This is a genomic window from Skermanella sp. (assembly GCF_059503625.1).
Map to the genome: position 1 here is coordinate 1 of NZ_JCACHA010000609.1, position 17,216 is coordinate 17,216.

At 63.7% G+C, this 17,216-nt stretch carries 14 protein-coding genes and 2 pseudogenes; 13 read left to right on the plus strand and 3 right to left on the minus strand.

Features of this window, described 5'->3' with window-relative positions; all coding sequences use genetic code 11:
• Positions 1-208: 208 nt before the first annotated feature.
• From AC5JJ6_RS16760 to AC5JJ6_RS16805, 10 genes and pseudogenes are all read left to right on the plus strand, one after another.
• Positions 209-1,771 (plus strand): annotated as a pseudogene (locus tag AC5JJ6_RS16760) (ferritin family protein); the annotation flags it as partial.
• Between the two features lie 76 nt (positions 1,772-1,847).
• Complete coding sequence (locus tag AC5JJ6_RS16765) at positions 1,848-2,906, plus strand: NADH:ubiquinone reductase (Na(+)-transporting) subunit F (RefSeq protein ID WP_496043151.1); 1,059 nt, start codon at positions 1,848-1,850, stop codon at positions 2,904-2,906.
• A gap of 173 nt (positions 2,907-3,079) precedes the next feature.
• Positions 3,080-4,036 (plus strand): annotated as a pseudogene (locus tag AC5JJ6_RS16770) (ferritin family protein).
• A 30-nt stretch (positions 4,037-4,066) separates the two neighbouring features.
• Positions 4,067-4,423 carry an MmoB/DmpM family protein gene (locus AC5JJ6_RS16775; RefSeq protein WP_044434587.1) on the plus strand — a complete coding sequence of 119 codons (357 nt, stop codon included), beginning with the start codon at positions 4,067-4,069 and terminating at the stop codon, positions 4,421-4,423.
• Between the two features lie 85 nt (positions 4,424-4,508).
• A complete protein-coding gene (locus tag AC5JJ6_RS16780) occupies positions 4,509-5,570 on the plus strand; it encodes an amidohydrolase family protein (protein WP_044434585.1) in 1,062 nt (353 codons plus the stop codon).
• Positions 5,570-6,376, plus strand: a complete 807-nt coding sequence (locus tag AC5JJ6_RS16785) for an iron-sulfur cluster assembly protein (RefSeq protein ID WP_496043152.1) — start codon at positions 5,570-5,572, stop codon at positions 6,374-6,376. Before AC5JJ6_RS16780 ends, AC5JJ6_RS16785 begins: the two co-directional genes overlap by 1 nt.
• Positions 6,364-8,001 (plus strand): molecular chaperone GroEL, encoded by a 1,638-nt coding sequence (locus AC5JJ6_RS16790; protein ID WP_496043153.1) that lies wholly within the window; start codon positions 6,364-6,366, stop codon positions 7,999-8,001. Before AC5JJ6_RS16785 ends, AC5JJ6_RS16790 begins: the two co-directional genes overlap by 13 nt.
• 235 nt (positions 8,002-8,236) lie before the next feature.
• The gene (locus AC5JJ6_RS16795; protein ID WP_496043154.1) at positions 8,237-10,189 is read left to right on the plus strand and encodes a sigma-54-dependent Fis family transcriptional regulator; all 1,953 of its coding nucleotides are present in this window, start codon (positions 8,237-8,239) and stop codon (positions 10,187-10,189) included.
• 400 nt (positions 10,190-10,589) lie between these two features.
• Positions 10,590-11,771, plus strand: a complete 1,182-nt coding sequence (locus AC5JJ6_RS16800; protein ID WP_496043155.1) for a glycosyltransferase family protein — start codon at positions 10,590-10,592, stop codon at positions 11,769-11,771.
• Positions 11,772-11,856: 85 nt separating this feature from the next.
• Positions 11,857-12,582 (plus strand): DUF2270 domain-containing protein, encoded by a 726-nt coding sequence (locus tag AC5JJ6_RS16805; RefSeq protein WP_496043156.1) that lies wholly within the window; start codon positions 11,857-11,859, stop codon positions 12,580-12,582.
• Between the two features lie 19 nt (positions 12,583-12,601).
• Here AC5JJ6_RS16805 and AC5JJ6_RS16810 read toward each other — a convergent pair whose 3' ends face one another.
• Positions 12,602-13,573 (minus strand): YVTN family beta-propeller repeat protein, encoded by a 972-nt coding sequence (locus tag AC5JJ6_RS16810; protein WP_496043157.1) that lies wholly within the window; start codon positions 13,571-13,573, stop codon positions 12,602-12,604.
• A 118-nt stretch (positions 13,574-13,691) separates the two neighbouring features.
• On the opposite strand from AC5JJ6_RS16810, the gene AC5JJ6_RS16815 reads away from it, so the two are divergent.
• Positions 13,692-14,627, plus strand: coding sequence for a quinoprotein relay system zinc metallohydrolase 2 (locus AC5JJ6_RS16815; protein ID WP_496043158.1), 936 nt, complete (start codon positions 13,692-13,694; stop codon positions 14,625-14,627).
• A gap of 45 nt (positions 14,628-14,672) precedes the next feature.
• Entirely contained in the window at positions 14,673-15,551 is an 879-nt protein-coding gene (locus tag AC5JJ6_RS16820) for a quinoprotein dehydrogenase-associated SoxYZ-like carrier (protein WP_496043159.1), read from the plus strand.
• A gap of 380 nt (positions 15,552-15,931) precedes the next feature.
• On the opposite strand, the gene AC5JJ6_RS16825 is transcribed toward AC5JJ6_RS16820, so the two are convergent.
• On the minus strand, positions 15,932-16,294 hold the full coding sequence (locus AC5JJ6_RS16825) for a hypothetical protein (RefSeq protein ID WP_496043160.1): 363 nt from the start codon (positions 16,292-16,294) through the stop codon (positions 15,932-15,934).
• A gap of 152 nt (positions 16,295-16,446) precedes the next feature.
• Between AC5JJ6_RS16825 and AC5JJ6_RS16830 the strand changes: the two genes are divergently transcribed.
• Complete coding sequence (locus tag AC5JJ6_RS16830; RefSeq protein ID WP_496043161.1) at positions 16,447-16,815, plus strand: hypothetical protein; 369 nt, start codon at positions 16,447-16,449, stop codon at positions 16,813-16,815.
• Between the two features lie 42 nt (positions 16,816-16,857).
• Here the strand turns inward: AC5JJ6_RS16830 and AC5JJ6_RS16835 are convergent.
• Positions 16,858-17,216 (minus strand): DUF2380 domain-containing protein (locus AC5JJ6_RS16835; RefSeq protein ID WP_496043162.1); only part of this gene is annotated, 359 nt, incomplete at its 5' end.

The following is a 17,216-nucleotide window of genomic DNA, read 5'->3' on the forward strand; positions in this document are numbered from 1 at the left end:
CGGAAAAATCATGGTGCGGATACTTCACACTCGACTCATGCCGGCATCTTCAAGGGCCGGCCAAGGCGGAAACCTGTAACGCTCAAGAATTCCAGGGAGTGAGACCATGCCTGACGGTTTGACGCTCAATAAGATCATTGCACAAAAGGGCATCAGCATAGGCGAGGCTGCGCGCCGGGTCGCGGATTTGGGCTAGACGCCCACATACGTTCAGGAAGCGATGACCTTCCCGACCGACTACAAGATCACGAAGGCGCCCAAGGACCCCATGAAGCAGGTCCTGCGCTCCTACTTCCCGATGCAGGAAGAGAAGGACAACCGGGTCTACGGCGCTCTCGACGCGGCGCTCCGCGGCGACATGTTCCGCAACGTCGAACCCCGCTGGGTCGAATGGATGAAGCTGTTCCTGGCGATCATCCCGTTCCCGGAAATCTCCGCCGCGCGTTCCATGGCGATGGTCGGCAGACTGGCGCCGGGAGACGACCTGCGCACCGGGTTCACCATGCAGATGGTCGACGAGTTCAGGCACTCCACCATCCAGATGAACCTGAAGAAGTGGTACATGGAGAACTATATCGACCCCGCAGGGTTCGATATTACGGAAGCCGCCTTCGGCAAGTGCTACGCGACCTCGATCGGCCGGCAGTTCGGCGAGGCCTTCGTCACCGGCGACGCCATCACGGCGGCCAACGTCTACCTGACCGTCGTCGCCGAAACGGCCTTCACCAACACGCTGTTCGTCGCCATGCCGTCGGAAGCCGCCCGCAACGGCGACTATGCGCTGCCGACCGTGTTCCTGTCGGTCCAGTCGGACGAGAGCCGCCACATCGGCAACGGCCACTCGCTGCTGATGTCGATCCTGAAGGAGCCCGACAACCATCAGCTCCTGGAACGCGACCTGAAATACGCGTTCTGGCAGAACCACGCGATCGTCGATGCCGCCATCGGGACCATCATCGAGTACGGCACGACCAACCGCGACAAGAACAAGGAGAGCTATGCGGAGTTGTGGCACCGCTGGATCTTCGAGGACTACTACCGGACCTATATGTTGCCGCTTGAGAAGTACGGCATCAAGATCCACCACGACGACGTCCACGAAGCGTTCGACCGAATCGTCAAGAAGAACTACGTCCACAAGGTCGCCCAGTTCTTCTCCGCCGGCTGGTGGGCCAACTTCTGGCGCATCGAGGCGATGACCGAGCGTGACTTCGAGTGGTTCGAGCACAAGTATCCCGGCTGGTACGATGAATTCGGCGCCTGGTGGGAAAACTATGCCAAGCTGTCGAAGCCCGGCAATCCGCCGATCACCTTCGTCGATACCGGCTACGTCTATCCGCACCGCTGCTGGTCGAACCTCGTCCCCTGCCTGATCCGCGAGGACATCGTGGTCGACGAGGTCGACGGCGAGATCTACACCTACGGCCATGAAGTCGACCGCTGGACCCACAAGGTCGCCTTCCAGGGCGAATACCAGGGCCGGCCGACCCCGGCGATGGGCCGCTTCAGCGGTCATCGCGAGTGGGAAAGCATGTATCACGGCTGGGATCTGGCCGACGCGATCAAGGACATGGGCTTCGTCCGTTCCGACGGAAAGACCCTGATCGCCCAGCCGCACCTGTCCTTCGACGAGAAGGACATGTGGACCCTGGACCATGTGCGCGGCTACGAGATCAAGAGCCCCTTGATCACCCTGCGCGGCATGACCCCCGAGCAGCGCGACGCCCACATCGCCGACTACAAGAAGGGCTTCAAGGTCCACAAGATCTGAGGCTTCAAGACCGACGGGGCGGGGGCCGGCTTCACCGCCGGTCCCCGTACCGGAATACTCAGGGGACATACCGAACATGACGCAGAACCCGTTGGCCGCCCGCGCGGTCCACACGGTCCTCCTGCAACCCGCCGGCATCGAAATGGAAGTCGAAGAAGGGGAAACCGTTCTCGATGCCGCGTTCCGCCAGGGCATCTCTTTGATGCACGGCTGCAAGGAAGGCCAGTGTTCAAGTTGTAAATGTGTTTTGGTCGAAGGTGACGTCGAACTTTTAAAATATTCGACCTTCGCACTTTCTGAAATGGACCGGGATACCAACCACATATTGCTGTGCCGGACGCTGGCCTACAGCGATATCGAAGTCGAATTGCTGAACTACGACGAAGACCTGCTGTCGCGATCGATCGCGGTCAAGGACTTCGCGGCCCGGCTGACGGCCATCGTCCCGCTGACCCACGACATCTTCCGGCTGGAACTGGAGATCGAACAGCCGCTGAAGTTCTGGGCCGGGCAATATGTCGACATCACCGTCCCCGGCAAGGGCATCACGCGCTCCTTCTCCATGGCGAACCCGCCGAGCGAACCGAACCGGCTCCAGTTCATCATCAAGAAATACGGACAGGGCGCCTTCTCGTCCCTGCTGGACGGCGGCCTGAAGGCGGGCGACAGCCTGATGCTGCGCGGTCCGTTCGGCACCTGTCTGCGGCGCGAGAACCGGACCGGGCCGCTGGTGCTGGTGGGAGGAGGCTCCGGCATGTCGCCGCTGTGGTCGATCCTTCAGGACCAGATCGGCTGCGGCGAGCCGGACCGTCCGATCCGGTTCTTCTACGGCGCGCGTCAGGCCCGCGACCTGTTCTATCTCGACCGCTTCGCCGAACTGGCGAAGAGGCTGCCCGACTTCCGGTTCATCCCGGCGCTGTCCGATGCGGCCCCGGAGGATAATTGGACGGGAGAGACCGGCTTCATCCACGAGGTCGTCCGGGCACATCTGCCGGACATGGGCGATGCCGAGGAGATCGACGTCTATTCCTGCGGTCCGCCGCCGATGATCGACGCCCTGCTGCCGGTGCTCCAGATCGCCGGGGTCGAGGCCGACCGGATCTACTTCGACAAGTTCACGCCTGCTCTTCGATAACTTGCAATTTGAAAACGGGAAAAGCCAAGGGGAGGAAAATAAAAATGACGGCACATGCTGAGGCTCCGGAAGTCAAGTCTGGTGCGGCGGGAGCCAAGAAGTTTCCCGGCTGGGACAGTCGCAAATACAATTACTACGAACCCAAGGGCCGCAAGGCGACCCATTACGAGGACATGACGGTAGACGTTCAGCCCGATCCCGAGCGCTACCTGCTTCAGAACTGGATCATCTCGTTTGCCGACGGCACGCCGACCTACAGCAAGAAGTGGACGAAGCTGCAATCGTCGGACTGGCACAAGTTCCGCGCACCCGACCAGGAATGGGAACGGACGCATTATCAGCGCCAGTCCACCATCGAAGGCATGATCAAGAACGTCGTGGACAATGCCCGCAAGCAGGGTGCTCCGACCCGCTTCGATCCCCGCTGGGTCAAGATCCTCCAGGACCACCTGGGCGCCTACAAGCATGCCGAATACGGTTTGGGCAAGGCGATCATGCATGCGCAGCGCTACGGCTATACGCAGATGATCAACAACGCCATCCTGACCAACTCGTCCTACAAGCTGCGGTTCTCCTAGGACCTGACGCTGTACCTGAGCGAGATCGGCATGGATCTTCAGGTGTTCGACGCAACCGCCGGCAAGACCCACTGGCTGGAAGATCCGATCTGGCAGGGTACCCGTGAAGCGATCGAGAACATCATGGGCGCCGAAGACTATCTGGAGCAGTATTTCGCGGCCAACGTCGTCTTCGAGCCGATGGTCGGCGAGCTGTTCCGCAGCGGCTTCGTCATGCAGATGGCTGCCGCCCAGAACGACTTCTCGACGCCGGCCGTCGTTTCGGCCGCCGAGGCCGACTACGAACAGAACCTCGCTAATACCGTCGAGCTGTTCCACCTGCTGGCCGACGATCCCGAGCACGGCGAGGCCAACCGCACGGTGATGGAAGGCTGGCTGGAGAAGCACGGCGCCCTGTGCGTCAAGGCGGCGAACCAGCTTCAGCCGCTGTGGTCGCAGCCGCGCGTCAAGGTCGCGCAGTTCACCGACGCCTTCGCGGCGGCTTCCAACCGGGTCAAGGCGATCTGCGAGGAAATCGGCATCAAGGCGCCCGACGCGACGTCAGCATCCTGACCCTTAACGAAGAAGAGGAGAGCACGAGCCATGAGCGTCGCCCATGACTTCAACATCTTCAAACCGATGCAGGATCTGACCTTCGAGCACACGATCTCGCATCAGTGCGGCGTCACCATGAACGACAGCGTCGAAGCGCGCTGCATCGCCGAGGTGATGGAGGAAAAGCCGGGGATCAAGGTGACCTATATGCCCGCCATGATCCGGATCGACGGCGAAGGCAAGATCGAGTTCAAGATGGACGAGATCAGCGAGGCGCTGGGCCGCGAGATGACCCCGCATCTCTTCGAAATCTCCACATCGACGCACTACGGCCGCATGGTCATGATCGACGACAACACGGTCATGCTGTTCGGCAACATGGATGACGCGCTGGAATACACGTAAGCGGGTCTTTGCCGGGCCGTGGTCGTCACGGCCCGGCACCCGCACGCGAAGACGGTCAATAAAAAACAAGACGGCGGAGGAAAGCATGTACCGGACGGCGGACGGCGAAGAGATCTTCATCATCGACGGTCACACTCACCTGTGGGACGGCAGCAAGGAGAACCTGAAGAACATCCATGGCCAGCAGTTCATCGACTGCTTCTACGGCTATCATTCGGCGCTCAGCCCGAAGGAATATGTCTGGCCGAAGGAGAAGTTCGACAAGTACGGCGCCGAGACCATGTACAACGACCTGTTCGTCGAAGGCTACGACGACATGGCGATCTTCCAGCCGACTTACCTGAAGGACTTCTACGTCAACGGCTTCAACACGACCGAACAGAACGCCGTGCTGAAGGAAAAATATCCCGACCGCTTCATCCTCAACGGTGCCTGGGACCCGCGCGACGGCGAAGTGGGGCTGGAAGCGCTCCGCGAACTGGCGTCCAAGTACCAGCTCAAGGGCGTCAAGCTTTACACGGCGGAATGGCACGGGTCGAGCAAGGGCTACAAGCTTAGCGACGACTGGGCGCAGCGCTACCTTGAGGAATCGCAGAAGCTCGGCATCAAGAACATCCATGTCCACAAGGGACCGACGATCCTGCCGCTCAACCGCGACGCCTTCGACGTGGCGGATATCGACGAGGCGGCGACCAACTTCCCCGAGCTGAACTTCATCGTCGAGCATTGCGGGCTGCCGCGCCTGGACGACTTTTGCTGGATCGCGGTGCAGGAGCCGAATGTCTATGGCGGGTTGGCCGTGGCGCTGCCGTTCATCCACAGCCGGCCCGACTACTTCAACCAGATCATTTCCGAACTGCTGTTCTGGCTGGGGCCTGACCGGCTGCTCTACGGCAGCGACTACGCGATCTGGTCGCCCAAGTGGATGATCGAGAAGTTCATGGCGCATGAGCTTCCCGACAATATCAAGAAGGACAAGGGCGTCGATCTGAACCTGGACGCCAAGCGCAAGATCCTCGGCCTCAACGCGGCGCGGCTCTACGACATCGACGTGCCGGCCCAGGCGGCGAAGCTGTCCGGCTCCGCCCCGGTGAAGGAGGGCGAGCAGACCATGGCGCAGGTGGCCGAAGTGCTGGGAGACGACTGATGCCGATCTCCACCGATGCCCGCGTGGCGGAGGTGTGGGACAGGCTGGCATCGGTGACGGACCCGGAACTCGACGAGTCGGTGACGGAGCTTCGCTTCGTCACCACGGTCGAGGTGGACGCGGACTCTCGCGTCCATATCGGGTTCCGCCTGCCGACCTACTGGTGCTCCCCCAACTTCGCCTTCCTGATGGCCGACGACATGCGGGCCGCCGCCGGCTCGCTGCCGTGGGTGCGGCAGGTGCTGATCGACCTGCGCGACCACATGTATTCCGACACGATCAACCAAGGGCTTGCCCAGGGCCATTCCTTCAAGGCGACCTTCGCGGAGGAGGCGGCGGAGGAGGACCTGGACGACCTGCGCCGGACCTTCCGCATCAAGGCGTATCAGCGGCGGCAGGAAGCGGTGATCCGCCACCTGATGGAACGGGGGTGGACGCCCTCCGCGATCCTGGCGCTGGACTGCCCGCATCTGGCGACGCTGAGCATCGACGATCCGGAGACCGACCGCCAGCGCATCCGCTACCTGGAAATCCGCGCCGAGTACGGCGGTCCGTCCGACGCGGCGTTCACGACGGCCGAGGGCGAGGCGATCACCCCCGAAATGTTCGCCGACTACCTGTCCCTGCTGCGCCGGGTCCGGATCAACACGGAGTTCAACGGCAGCCTGTGCCGGGGACTGCTTCAGGCCCGCTATGGCGACGACGAGCCTGCTGCCGCCCCTGACGGCGAACCCACCTTGGCGGATTTCATCGCCGGCAGGGTGGATACTAGAAATGAGAGAGGAAACCACTCATGCCGAAAATGATGCTCCACCGCGCCGAAGCCCGCGCCGCTCTTGGCCGGGGTGTCGCCAAGCTGACGCTCGCCGTGCAGGGGACGCTGGGACCGAAAGGCATGAACGCGATCATCGACCGGCCCATCGGCACGCCGATCGTTTCGCGGGACGGCGTCAGCATCGCCGACGAGGTCGAGCTGCCGTGCCGGTTCGAGAACATGGGCGCCCAGGTCGTCCGTGAGGTTTCCAAGCAGACCAACGAGGTCGCCGGCGACGGCACCACCACAGCGACGGTGCTTGCCAACGCGCTGATCCAGGACGGCTTGAAGGTGCTGGACTCCGACACCAGCCCGGTAGATCTGGTCGCCGGCATCGACCGCGCCGCCGGCGTGATCGCGGAAGCGCTGCGCCGCTCGGCCAAGCCGCTCTCCGGCCAAGCCCAGCTCGAGGCGGTCGCGACCATCGCCGCGACCGACCCGGCGCTCGGCCGGCTGGTCGCCGAGGCGCTGGGGCGCGTCGGGGCCGACGGCATCGTGGAGGTTCAGTTCGGCCCCGGCATCACGACCACGCTTGAAGTGGTCGAGGGCATGTCGTTCGACCGAGGCTACATCTCGCACCACATGGTCACCGATGTCGAGACGATGCGGGCGGTGCTGGACGATCCGCTGATCCTGATCACCGACCAGCGCATCGGCTCGGCGGCGCAGATCGAGCATGTGCTGTCCGAAGTTTCCGGCACCGGCAGGCCGCTGCTGATCATCGCCGACGAACTGGCGCCCGAAGTGGTCGTCGCCCTGCTCGGCATGCGGCGGAACGGTATCGGCCTTGCGGTGGCGGTCAACCCGCCGGAGTTCGGCCACTGGCGGAAGGCCATGCTGGAGGACATCGCGATCCTGACCGGAGGCCGCGTCATCGCCCGCGACCTTGGCGGCAGGCTGGAACAAGTGACGCTGGACGACCTGGGCGGTGCCGACCGGGTCGAGGTCGGCCAGAGCTTCACCGCCCTGATCCGGGGCCGGGGCGATCCGGAGATGATCCGTGCCCGCCGCGCCCAGGTCCAGCGCCAGTTCGACGCCGCCCCGCCCAATATCGAGCGCGACAAGTACACCGAACGGCTCGCCAAGCTGACGGGAGGCACCGCGACGATCCTCGCCGGCGGGGCGACTCCGGCGGAGCAGAAGCGGCGCGTCCAGCTTCTCGACGACAGCCTGAGCGCCGCCCGTGCCGCGATCGAGGAAGGCGTTGTCGCCGGCGGCGGGACCGCGCTGATCCAGGTGGCGGGCGAGTTGGACAAGCTGGCCGACCAGACCACGGGAGGCGTCCGCGAGGGCGTCCGCGTCCTTCAGCGCTCGCTCAAGGCGCCGCTCGCCTGCATCGCGGAGAACTGCGGCTTGAAGCCCGCCGACATCCTGGCCCAGGTCGCGCAATCGCCGAAGGGCACCGGCTTCGATGCCCGGACCTGCGAGTTCACCGACCTGATCGCGGCGGGTGTCACCGATCCGGTCAAGGTCACCATGGCGGCGGTCCGCAATGCGGCGTCCGCCGCCTGCCTGATCCTGAACACGCATACGCTGATCGCGGACAAGCCGGAGTTCGAAGACCCGACCGCAGGCCCGGCGCTTGGCGCCGGAGCGGAGAAGCTTGGCCGGCAGTGAGATCCGCCGCGATCTGCCGGTCCAGGTGCGACGCACGGGGCGAACCGCCGACCCCGTGCGTCAATCTTTCGACGACCTTTCACTAACCCGAACGAATGGACGGAAAGGAATTGAGAAGAAGAGACCATCCGAACTTTATCGTTACTCAAGATCAGCTCTCAGTGTAAACTCCCGAGATCTGGATCGACGCCGTTCGAGCACTAAAAAGATGATCCGGCCGAGGGAGTGAGACTACATGCCCAGATCAGGGCCAAGTCCAGGGAGCGGGGCTGCTGCACCGCCGCGCGGTACGCCCTATGCCGACGAAGCGACGATCATGCGGGCCTGGGAGGACTTCCTGGCCGGCGTGGACAGCCATCCGCCCGTCCGCAACGTCGTCGTCAACTCGTGGCGCCGCAGCCTGGAAAGCGGCGTCGATGCCCATGGCTCGTCGGCGCCCCTGGCGGTCCGCGACGACGGCCTGCACCACCTGCGCATCCAGAACCGCGATCTGCTGGCGGCGGCCTCCGGCACGCTGGCCGAGGCGATTGACCTGTTCATCGGCACCGGCTCGATCATGCTGGTGACCGATCCCAGCGGCATCGTCCTGTCCACCGTCGGCGACCGCGCCACGATCGAGTCCGGACGCGAGATACACTTGGAGCCGGGGGGAGCCTGGAACGAGTCGGTCGCCGGCACCAACGGCATCGGTACGGCGCTGATCACCAAACAGCCGGTCCTGGTCCATGCGACCGAGCATTTCTGCGCCGGCGTCAAGACCTGGACCTGCGCCGCCGCCCCGATCCGCGACCCGATCGACGGCTCCCTGATCGGGCTTCTCGACATCTCCGGCCCGCGCCAGACCTTTCAGCGGCACAACCTCGCACTCGCCGTCGTGGCAGCCCGGCAGGTCGAATGGGCGATGGCCGACCAGGCGCGGCAGGAACGGATGAAACTGCTGGAAGCCTGCGTCGCCAAGCTGCCGAGCTGGATGGAGGACGGCATCATCGCGGTGGACCGCAAGGGCCGCGTCGTCCACATGTCGGACCGTGCCCGCAACCTGCTGGAGCATGGCTCCGGCCCGACCAGTCTGGTGCTCGACAAGGACGCCCGGATCGCCAACCTGGACCCGGCCGGCTGGCCCGCCGAGTGGATGAAGCCGCTGTCGGCGGATGGCGAGAATCTTGGCGCCTTGCTGGTCATTCCCGCCAAGCCCAGGCGCGCCGCCAAGGCCGGCGCCGTCCGGCACGAAGCGGACGCCAATCGCAACAGCTTCGCCGGGATCGTCGGCGCCAGCGTGGCGGTACGGACCGCCATCGACCGCGCCCGCCGGCTGGCCGGCCGGCGTGCGCCCGTCCTGATCGAGGGAGAGACCGGCACCGGCAAGGAGCTTTTCGCCCGAGCCATCCACGGCGAGGGCGCAACATCCCCATCGGAACCCTTCGTCGCCTTCAACTGCGGGGCGGTGTCCAAGGAACTGGTCTCCAGCGAGCTGTTCGGCTACGTCAAAGGCGCCTTCACCGGGGCGGCGACCGAAGGACGCCTTGGCCGCTTCGAACTGGCCCACGGTGGAACCCTGTGCCTGGACGAGATCGGCGAATTGCCGCTCGACCTCCAGCCCTATCTGCTCCGCGTGCTGGAGGAGGGCATCGTCTACCGCGTCGGCGACAGCGAGCCGCGCCACGTCAATGTCCGCCTGATCGCCATGACCAACCGCAACCTGCGCGACGAAGTCGCCGCCGGCCGCTTCCGCCAGGACCTTTACTATCGGATCGGCGTGACCACGGTCCGCATTCCGCCGCTGCGCGAGCGCACCGGCGACACCGACCTGCTGGTCCCGCACTTCAACGAGCTGCTGTCGCGCCGGCACGACCTGACGCCCAAGCAGTTCGACCCGGCGGTGCTGGAGGCGTTCCGCCACCACGACTGGCCCGGCAACGTCCGTGAACTCCGCAACGTGATCGAGAGCCTGCTGCTGATGAGCGACGAACCGCTGATTACTTTGGCCGACCTGCCGCCCGACATCGTGCCGCCGCCGGCCGTCCTATCGGCAGCACCGGTCACCAGCCTGGAATCATTGGAGCACAAGGCGATCGAAGCCGCGATAGCCAGCCATTCCGGCAACCTGACCAATGCCGCCCGAGCGCTAGGCATCTCCCGGACGACCCTGTACCGCAAGATGGAGCAGTACGGCCTGGAGCGCTATTGAGCCGCGATTTAGGGACTTCCAAACTCGATTTCATTTGATTAAAGTGAAGGAGTTGGGAGGAGTGCGCGAACACTTCCCCCGGCAGCTCCGTTAGAGGTTCAGGCCGATCTCGATATCAATCTCGATCGTTTGTCCCTTCCAACGGAGCCGGATCGTCCATTTGAACATATGGACGGTTCCTCCTCAGTTTGTTTACGACGGAGCGGCCTGCCCGCTCCGTCGGACACTGGCGAGAATAGGGATAAGCCCCCTCTCTTAATACGAGAACCTGCATGCTGCGGCATGCTGTCCTTCCTAATGTCTAAAATCAGTGACAGTTTGTATAATCTCACTCATAAATTTACCATCCGTCAACCAATCCGGTGCTAGCAAGACCCGTCACGCCCCTGCGGGAAGCAGCATGAAACTCGTCGTCCTCGATCCCGGTCTCGACAGCACCGCCGGCCACCATTACCACCTGGATCTCGTGCTGCGGGAGCAGGGGGCGGCGCGGGGGATGGAAGTTCTGATCTATGGCTACAGGGGCATGGACCCGCTGGTGTCGGAGCAGTTCGACGCGCGCCTCGTGTTCGACATGCATTGCTATGCCCAGGTCGCCGCCGTTCCGGAGATGATGCTGATCCACAACCGGTCGGTCAGCAACTACAGCTTCCACCGGAACCTGTGCGAGGATGTCGGGCAGGATTTCGATGCCGGCGACATCATCGTCATGCATACCGTGCTCGGCAACCAGCTTACCGGTCTTTACCTGTGGTACCGCGACCTGCCGGAGCCCCGGCCGCGCCTGTGCCTGATCCTGCGCTTTCCACCCAGCTTCCACCTGTCCGCCGAAAACCACGACAGCGCCGCAGCCCTCGACCGGCAGGCCCTGGCCTTGTGGCGCAGGTTTCCGGAAGACCGCGTCAGGATCGTCTGCGACAATCAGGGATTGGGCCGTTACTACGGCGCGCTGACCGGGCTCGACATCCCCGACCTGCCGATCCCCATCCGCTATCCGCAGACCCGCCCGCGCGCGTCTGCCCGCCGCGACCCACGGCCGCATTTCGTCTATCTCGGCGAGGGGCGGTGGGAGAAGGGCATCCAGCTTCTGGTGGAGGCACTGAAGGGGCTGCCCGATCTGCGCCGGGACGTGCGGTTCACGATCCAGTGCGGCCGGCCCGAGATGCTGGCCGATACGCTGCCGGGATGGGAGCAGGATCTCCCCGACGTGGATTTCCTCGCCCGGAACCTGAGCGAGGGCGATTACCTTAGCCTGCTGGCGGATGCCGACGCCGTCATCGTGCCGTATCACCCCGCGATCTACGACGTCCGGACCTCCCACGTCTTCCTGGAGGCGGTCGGGGCGGACAAGCCCGTCATGATCACATCAGGCACGTGGATGGACATGGAACTGGACCGCCTCGGCCACACCGCCGTCCGTGCCCATGACTTTTCCGCAATAGGCATCGGTGCGGCACTGGTCGAACTGGCGGGCGGGTGGCGGACCCTGGCGGAGGAAGCTCCGGCCGCCGGCGAGCGCTGTCGCGCCTTGCACAATCCAGAAGTCTTCTTTCAAAGGTTGCTCGACCTGTTTCCGGCCTGAATTGCAGCCCTTCCCATTTTTCCTCCGCTTCCGCTGTCTTGCATAGACGGATCGGTATAAACACTAGGGAAAAGGGAGGGGAGCAATGGCCGATACGAGACTCGAACCTGATGTCGCCGCCGATGCGCCGCATGTGTTCGATGCGTCGGAGATTACGGCGCTTTCGCATCTTTACCGGGGCGAGCTTTACCGCAGCACCATCTGGCGCACCCGGCTCGACACCACGACCAACTGGGCCGTCGTCACGACAGGAATTTCACTGTCGCTGACCTTCAGCAGCGCGTCCGCGACGCCCCTGCCGCTCGTGCTGGTGGGATTGCTAGTCGCTGTTTTCCTGACGATCGAGGCGCGGCGCTACCGCTTCTTCGATTTCTGGCGCATCCGCGCCCATGTGCTGGAGGTCAACTTCTTCGGCCCGATCCTGCGGGGGCAGGGGGTGCGGACCGACAACAACTGGAACGAGATCCTCTACCAGGACTACCGCAGCCCCAACCTCCACATAACATATCTGGAGGCCATCGGGCGAAGGATCAGGCGGAACTACGGCTGGATCTTCATGATCCAGGTCGTCGCCTATATCGGCAAGCTGATGATCCACCCCACGCCGATAACCTCGCTGGAGGAAATCTTCGTCCGGGCGACCATCGGCCCGGTGCCCGGCCAGGTCGTCCTGATCGCCGGCGCCATATTCCATGCGACATGGATTTCCATCGCCATCCACACCTCCCGGAGCAGGCGGGGAGCGGACCGTGTCCGCCCGCCGCGCCCGTCACGGGACAGCATCCTTCAGCTTGCCAGAGGTGCGGATTGAGGAGTGCCGCCGGGGATGCTTACGGCTTGACCACGACGCCCCAGGGCGCCCGGCCGACCTTCAGCGACTTGACGACCTTTTCCGATGCGAGGTCGATCACCGACACGTCGCTGCTGACGCCGTTGGTGGTGTAGAGCCGGGTTTCGTTCTGCCCCAGCGCCATGTTCCAGACGCGCTGGCCGACCAGATAGTACTTCTTCACCTCGTAGGTCGCCGGGTCGATCTCGGCGACCCGGTTGGCCGGGCCGAGCGCCACGAAGGCCCGCTTGCCGTCCTTGGTGATCTTGACGCCGACCGGCTGGATCGCGTCGGCCGAAACGCCGGGGATCTCGAAGCGGATCTTGTGGATCACCTTCTTCTCGGCGCTGTCGATCACGCTGACCGTGCCGCCGATCTCCGCCGATACCCATACGTGCTTGCTGTCGGGAGTGAACTCCGCGACGCGCGGGCGGCTGTCGACCAGGACGTTGCCGATGATCTTGCGGCTGTCGGTGTCGATGAAGTGCGCCATGTTGGTGGTTTCGGAGGTATTGACCAGCAGCTTGCCGTCCGGGCTGATGCCCATGCCTTCCGGTTCCACGCCGACCTGGATCTCGTTCAGCACCTTCTTGCTGTCGACATCCAGCACCGTCACCATGTTGTCGTCTTCGTTGGCGATATACAGGTGGTGTCCGTCGGGATGCAGCGCCATCAGTTCCGGATCGGGACCGGAGGGCAGGCGGTCCACCACCTTGCCGGTCTTGAGGTCGATCACGTCGACCCGGTTGTCGTCGCCGATGCAGACATAAAGCTTGCTCATGTCCTCGCTCAGGACGATGCCGCGCGGACGGCGCCCCGTCTTGATGGTCGAGGTTACCTTCAGCGACTCTCCGTCGATCACGGAAACCGAGTTATCTTTCTCGTTGGAAACATAAACGGTCTCGGCCTGGGCCGGCAGGCTGACCGAAGCCAGAAGCGCCGACGTCAAAATCAGGCGAGTATAGGTGAGCATCTCTTTGCTTCCTCCACTTAATGTAGTTTCTTCGCAGGTGCAGTACAGCCGGGCTATTTGTTGCCCTTTTTCTCATCAGGAGTTTTACGAGAGCCCGTGATCCATTATGGTTCTTAGCATGAGGATCGTACTTGCGACTATCACCCTCTTATGGATAGGTGCCGCCACCCCCACGCTGGCGGAACCGCTCGCAGTGGACGAAGTAGCTCCCGGCATTTTTGTTCATGCCGGTGTTCCGCAATATGCCGATAGTGATAATCGCGGCGATATTTCAAATCTTGGTTTCATCGTGGGTCCGGAAGCCGTCGCCGTAGTCGATACCGGTAATTCGCCCAGTATCGGCAGAAGTCTGCGCGAGGCGATCCGGCAGCGGACCGATTTGCCGATCCGCTACGTCATCAACACGCACATGCATCCCGACCACATCTTCGGCAACGCGGCCTTCGCGGAGGACAGCCCTGTCTTCGTCGCCCACTCGAACTTCCTGTCCGCGCTGATGGCGCGGGCCGACGGCTATCAGCGCCGGCTGGAGGAAGACCTGGGCGCGGACGAAGCGCGCGGCGTCACATTGGCCGCTCCCGGCCAGACGGTCGAACCGCCGCCCGGAGCGCCCCTTCGGCTGGACCTTGGAGGTGGCCGCGTGATCGAGGTGACCGCCTGGGCGCCAGCCCATACCAACAACGATCTGACCGTGCTGGATGCCGCGACGGCAACCCTGTTCGCCGGGGATCTCGTCTTTCTCGACCGCCTGCCGACCATCGATGGCGATGCGCTGGGCTGGATCAAGGCGATGGACCGGCTGGCGGCATTGCCGGCGGCACGTGTCGTTCCGGGCCACGGTCCGGCGTCGGCGCCCTGGCCGCAGGCGCTTGAGCCGCAGCGGCGGTACCTTACGGCCCTGATCGACGATATCCGCACGATCCAGAAGCGAGGCGGCACCATCGAACAAGCCGCCGAACAGGCCGCATCGTCCCAGCGGAGCCTCTGGCGCCTGTTCGACGAAGACAACCCGCGCAATGCGGTTACCGTCTTCGCGGCGCTGGAATGGGAATAGCGGAATAACCAAATAATCTGCAAAGACAAACCGGAGGAAAGCGCCATGTCCACAACAGTGAAACGACTGACCGTTACGGTGGCCGCCCTGGTGCTGTCCTGCGGCATCGCCTCGGCGCAATCCATCTCCCCGAAAGAGTCCAGCGCCCCGAAGCAAGGCGATGCCAAGCCGGATGACTACGAGCGCTGGGATGCCGTTCGTGAAGTCTACTTCCCCGGCCGGACGATCGAGGACGGCAGCGCGTTCCTCTCGCTCGATGCGCCCTACCGGGCACAGGACGCGGCGCTGGTGCCGGTCACCGTCAAGGCGACGCTGCCAAGCGATGCCGAATGGTCGATCAAGACTCTGACTCTGCTGATCGACGGCAACCCGGTGCCGCTGGCCGGCAAGTTCCATCTTTACGACGAGGCCGCCGCCACCAGCCACAGGAACCTGAGCATCGGAACGCGGGTCCGCGTCAACGAGTACACGCTGATCCATGCCGTGGCGGAAACGACCGACGGCCGGCTGTTCAGCGCCGAGCGCTACGTCAAGGCGGCCGGCGGCTGCTCGGCGCCCGCCATGAAGAACCCTGAGCAGGCCATGGCGAGGCTCGGCAAGATGAAGCTGAACCTGCCGCAGTCGGTGCCGGCCGGCGGCGACGTCACGGCCCAGTTGCTGGTCAGCCATCCCAACCATAGCGGAATGCAGTTCGACCAGATTTCCCGGACCTATGTGCCGCCCTATTTCATCCGCTCGATCAAGGTCAGCTACGCCGGGCAGCCTGTCATGACCGTGGAGACCGACATCTCGCTGAGCGAAGACCCCAGCCTGCACTTCACCTTCACGCCCAAGGCGGCGGGGGACCTGAAGGCCGAGGTGGTGGACAGCAAGGACCAGACCTATACGGGCGACTGGCAGGTCACCCCGCAGCCGGCGAGCTGAGGTGGTCTCTGTGGTGTTTCCATCTGCGATTTTCCTCCCTTTCCGTCATACCCGGACTTGATCCGATAGGTGCCAACTCAGGCGTTCTATTGCGACGCTTCGGTAAAAACGCTCCCCTTTCCGTCATACCCGGACTTGATCCGGGTACCTCCTTTCAGGAGGTTAACGGATGGCATCCGGACTTCAGGTTGAAGTCCTCACGTCAGCCTCCGCCAGGAGGTACCCGGATCAAGTCCGGGTATGACGGAAAGGTGGAGACAGTCAAAGTTGGCGCCCATGGGACTTGATCCGGGTATGACGGAAAGGGGGCTGCATTGACAAAGTGACACACTGGAACGCCCTACTTCAGCGCCTGCCGACGACAAACCTGGCGCCCATCCTCACTGGTCCGGGAAGCACTCCAGGTCGGCTTCCACCTGCGCCAGACGGAAGCGGTCCTGCAAGTCCTTGATCCAGCCGACTCCCCGGAACAGCATGGCCCGCTCGCCCGGCATGTCCTGCATCCTGCGGACCGTCTCGAGCTGGACGAAGCTGTTGTAGGGGATGTTCCTGGCGATGTGATCGATGCTGCACGAGCAGCGCTCCATCGCCTCGTGCGTCTGTCCGTTGCTCGCCATGCAGCCGATCACGTAATCGACGCGCGCGGTGGTCGGGTAGTCGCTCGGATCGTTGGGGTCGGCAGCGAAGGCCGGAGCCGCCGCCATCATCAGCGCCGCGGTCAGAGCGATGGCAGATGTCTTCATTTCGGTGTCCTCCCGGTATTTTGTGCCGATTATATCAGTATCCGGCATGCGGCGGCACTTGGCCGTTCGTGATGAAACCGCTTGCGGCCTGTTGATTGTCGATATCGATGGAGTGGTCCATCGGGAACCATAAAAACCTCCGGAGGAAGTTCATGAAACTCGTCAAATCGGGCGTCACGATGGCATTCGCTGCGGCATTGACCCTCGGGGCCGCTTCGCTTGCATCGGCTCAGCAGAGCAACCCGTCCGGGACGCTGATGCAGGAACGCCAGGGCGCCATGGGAGCCGACAAGGGCGCGGAGAAGCCGGCCAACCAGGGCGGCAAGCTGTCCGGGACAGGCGCTCCGTCCGCCGAGGACGAGGCCAAGGCCGCGACGGGGCAGGCCACCCAGGGCGGCGGCCTCGACTTCGGACCCAAGGCCGGTGAGGCCAACTCGCTCCCGGCACAGCGCCAGGGCACCATTGGCACCGGGGAGCGTCCCGCCGAACCGACGACCCAGGGCGGCGGTACGAAGCAATAGATCAAACCTCCGGGAAACGGCTGAAGTCGGCGCGCCGCAGGATCACTTCGGCGCGCCGCTTGCCGTATCCGGAGCCGCTATCCGGTGCTGGACCAGCCATTGCATTCCCCGCAGCCAGGCGCGGTCGTTGTCGCCCCTGATGTCGGCTATGCCGCGCGCGACTTCCTTGCCCGTCTCGACCGACAGCACCTTGATGTCCATGCTGAGGATCAGCGTGCTGATCTTGTTTACCGTACCGAACACGGCGACATCGGCGCCCCTTTCGCGGGCTACGTCCATGAAGCACGTCACGCAGGACCGCTGATAGCCGAGCTTGGCTATCCGGTCGCGGTCCGCGCTAAGATCGAGCGCTTCATATTTGCCGGTTTCCTCAAGCTCGTTGCGAAGCGCCTCCGTCGTGG